At 54.2% G+C, this 3,934-nt stretch carries 3 protein-coding genes; all 3 read right to left on the reverse strand.

Features of this window, described 5'->3' with window-relative positions:
- Positions 1 to 254, reverse strand: a 254-nt coding sequence (locus K8V32_RS08290; RefSeq protein WP_524536718.1) for a cupin domain-containing protein, incomplete at its 3' end; no start/stop codon positions are given.
- On the reverse strand, positions 247 to 3,525 hold the full coding sequence (locus K8V32_RS08295; RefSeq protein ID WP_303905707.1) for an AAA family ATPase: 3,279 nt from the start codon (positions 3,523 to 3,525) through the stop codon (positions 247 to 249). The genes K8V32_RS08295 and K8V32_RS08290, both read right to left, overlap by 8 nt.
- Positions 3,526 to 3,643: 118 nt before the next feature.
- Positions 3,644 to 3,934 (reverse strand): HNH endonuclease signature motif containing protein (locus tag K8V32_RS08300; protein ID WP_303905709.1); only part of this gene is annotated, 291 nt, incomplete at its 5' end.

The following is a 3,934-nucleotide window of genomic DNA, read 5'->3' on the forward strand; positions in this document are numbered from 1 at the left end:
ACTTTGAGCCTGCCCTGCAGGGTTTGCAAGGTAATAGGGTGCGCGGTGGTGTGGGCACGAAGCACCTGGCCCGGGGTGAAGGTCATGAAAATAAGATTCGCGCCGTCGCCTTCCAGTTTCCGTGTGATTGCAGGGGGAGTGCCGGTGCGTGGTTCTGGCGCATCCGCTGCCCGAAACACGTGCAGGTCAGCATTCGGATCAGCTTCTGCAGGTCCGAAGGCTTTCGGCTGCATGTTGAACGGTTTTCTAGCCATGGCTGTGATTCCTTTGCTCTCTGCAGGAGATGCGCTGCTTCACACGACGTCGACCACTGATTCGTAGTCCAACGAATACTAACGCGGCCGGAACGGATAAGAAACCACACAGCATCGTGACAGCCGCGATATTTGTCATGATGGTCTCAGCGCTAGGAATGAAGACGCTGAAAATCATGAACATGATGGGCATGATGAAGGCAAGTCCCAGCGGAATACCCGCGACGATAAGTAGGAACTTGCCAAGTGGAAGCCCGACCCACCAGGGGCCTGGACCCGCTGGCTTATCAGACGGCGCGTATTGGAGGTTTCCTGACGCGGTGCTGGTGGACGGAAATGTCGGAGCAGTAGGGAAATGTACTACCGGAGGCGGTGGTGGTTGGGCCTGTGATGGTGAAGGCGAAGCCGCCGCAGGGCGTGTTTGGGAGACCTCAGGTGGTGCTGGTATCTGGGAAATCTGCGGTGTCACAATTTCGTTGCGTCCGGCAGGAGCCTGCTGTTGGTCGACCCATGTGAAGAACTGTGCTGCTGGAAAGATCGGTTTGCCGTACTCGATTGCGTTGGCGAGTTGGCGGGTGGTTTTGTCTGTTTCACCCACCAATAACAGCGTGGTGCGGCGTTGGGTAAGATTTTTTTCGTAGCGCAGGCCGTGGTCCAATAATATGCGGGCAAGTTCGTTTTGGATAATCCGGTGACCATCTGCTGGATGATAAATGATCCCAGTTGCCGATACCACGGCTCCTTCGACGAGGAACTCATCCAAGGACTCAGTGCTCCAGGGAATATCAGCGTCCTGGTCCAGCGCGGTTTGTGCAGTGGGTTCCACCGCCTCAGAAATTGCTTCTGGGGCCTCAGATTTTGGGATATCCACCTCGGGTACCGACTGTGAATCGACTCGTGGGCCATCCGGTGTGGGATGCTCCTGGGGCGAAGTCGTGACGTGAGGGAGGGCATCGATTGTGACATCAATTTTGATATCGCTGGGCGCGGAGGACGTCGATGGTGAGCCATTGGTCCAAGCTAAGAATTCTTCAACCGAAAAAATTGGTTTATTCCATCGGCGGGCATTCCTGGCTTTCCCAGATTGGGTGCCAAATTCTGCCACGATAAGTACATCGGTCCGTGATTTGGTCAGGGTATCTTCCGAACGGAGCCTGTGTTCTGCTGCAAGCGCCTCGAGGTCGGATCGGTCAATGGGTGAGCCATCTACGGGGTCTAGTGCGTTGCCGGTAAAACACAAATTCGCGCCTGGGACTAGAACATCAGCAATGTGTATCCGCTGGGTGGCGGCTGCATCGTGGAAGATGGTACGTCCGGTCGTGGCTTCAATGCCCTGGAGTATGGATACCAAACGCACTGAGTTTTTCGACTCGGCTGAGAGACTGGAAAGGTATTGGGTGAAATATTCGATATGGTCGGGGTTGACCATGAAACGGGCTTGAGATTCTGAGCCTCGAGGCAACAGGTAGCCAAACTCTGGCTCACCGGGTTGAAACGTCGTCGAAGCAGGAAGCGTGCTGTCAACCGTGTTGAGAAATTCTTTGATGATGCGAGCTTTGGCCAATGCCGGCTGGGGGCGTTCCAGCTGATTCAATGCACGTCGAGTCACAAGCTGTTTGACCTCAACGCCAATCGGGATCTGGATAATCTGTTCGTGCCGTTTGAGCTCATAATCGATGAAGCCCAGGGTCTCGGCGAGGTCAAAGCCCACCGGGATTCGTCCAGCCAAATGCGGTTCCAATGCTGCCCAAGCTAGTGGCAGGGTCGGGGCCAGCACCACATCTTCTGCCGAGATACCCAACGTGGTTGACGCATTCCCAATGTCGCGTTGTGGATCGACCAAGGTAGTCAGCTCGGTGCCATCTGGCAAAATAGCCGCCAGTTCAATGGGCCGTGGGCGCCACTGAAAGCCTTCATCTCCAACGACGTTAGCGGTGAGTACAACATATTCGCCTGTTTCACCACCGGTATGTGTGTGGTGAAATTTTCGGATTTCTTGGTTGATACGCAAATCACGCGGACGTACCGGTCGAGCTAGCACGAGGCCCGTCAGGGACCGGGCTCGGCTGAGTGCCACATAGAGTTGGCCGTCGGCAAATGTTCCACCGGTAAGATCGATGATGCAACGATCAAGAGTCAAGCCTTGTGCTTTGTGAATGGTCACAGCCCAAGCAAGACGGAAGGGCAGCTGCCGGAAGGTTCCGATGACTTCGTGACTTAGGGTTCCGGCGCTGGTTGATGGTCGCGTGATTTCCCAGGTATGCGGTGTGATGATGTACCGCTGCTGGTTCTGTAGTTCGATTTCAACATTGTAGTCGTCGTTTTCGCGGAGGATGGTTGTGATCACTGCAAGGGAACCGTTAACCCACCGGTTTTGAGGATCATTCGTCAACAGCATGATTTGGGCGCCAACTTTGAAACTGAGTTTGTCCTGGGTGGGTTTTTCAAAACCATCCAGTTCACCTGTCATTGTCGCCGTTGAAGTAAATTCTTCAGCTGCAAGAGTGGCGAGCTTCTGGCGATTGCGCTTGTCAGCTGTGTTATTTCTGGTCGTGAGCGTCAACCAGAATTCATCTGAAGGAGCCTGAAAATCAGGATCTACATGTTGGTTAAGTTCTTCCACCGCCTGCGGTGTGGCTTGCCCATCGCGGAGTACATTCAAGATTGAAAGAAATTCTGGATCGCCATCCTGGCGGAAGACCGTGGTGAGTTCGACGGTGGGGAAGTGGTCTTGTTGATAAGCGTTTGCGGCGAAAAAGAACGGTGAGGAATACACACTGGAGAAATACTCTCGTTCCGCATCTGCCACCACCGGAGGCAGTTGGTAGAGATCTCCGACTAAGACAATTTGGACTCCACCAAATGGCACTCCTGGCTTGGGCCCGAAACGGGTCAGTGCGGCTGCGATGCTGTCGAAAAGGTCAGCCCGTACCATGGATACCTCGTCGATGATGAGGGTGTCGAGATGTTTGAGGATTTTTGCGAAGCGACGGGGATAATATGCATCGGAGCGGGCAAATTCTGGGGTGACTCCCGCAGGGAAGGAAAATAGTCGGTGAAGCGTATACCCATTGACATTCAGCGCTGCGACGCCGGTGGGTGCGGCTACAACAAGATTCGTATTGGTCGAGTCAGTGAATAACCGAATCAGCGTTGACTTACCGGTACCTGCTTTCCCCGAGAGAAACAGGTGCGATCCGCTGTCGAGCAGCTTCAGTGCGTCAAGAAATTCGTCCGTTAACGTTAGATCAGAAGCAGCAGCTGTCGTCACTTTTCCTGCACCCCATGCACTATCCCAAGTATTTGAGTCTCAGCATACCGGGCGCTTGGTTTTCGATATCAATATGCCAACGCGTAGGCATGTCATATTGTGTCAATACCGTGAGGTGTCAGCGCCAGAAGCGGTTGCGCCGTGGTCGACGATCAGGATCGAGATAAGGCGTGGGGATGAACCAGGCGATACCGTTTCGCATATTGATTGACCACATCCCTGCGTGCACAGCGTGATGATGGTGCGAACATAACAGTACGGCGTTGGCAACAGAGGTACTGCCGCCGTCTTTCCAGGGGTCGACATGGTGAGCATCGCACCACGGTGCCGGAATTTTACAATTGGGTGCCGCACATCCGCGATCTCGAGCGATCAACCCTCGCCGTTGATCCGCAGAGAATTGACGGGC

The sequence above is a fragment of the Enteractinococcus helveticum genome (assembly GCF_020742345.1).
Classification (GTDB): domain Bacteria; phylum Actinomycetota; class Actinomycetes; order Actinomycetales; family Micrococcaceae; genus Yaniella; species Yaniella helvetica_A.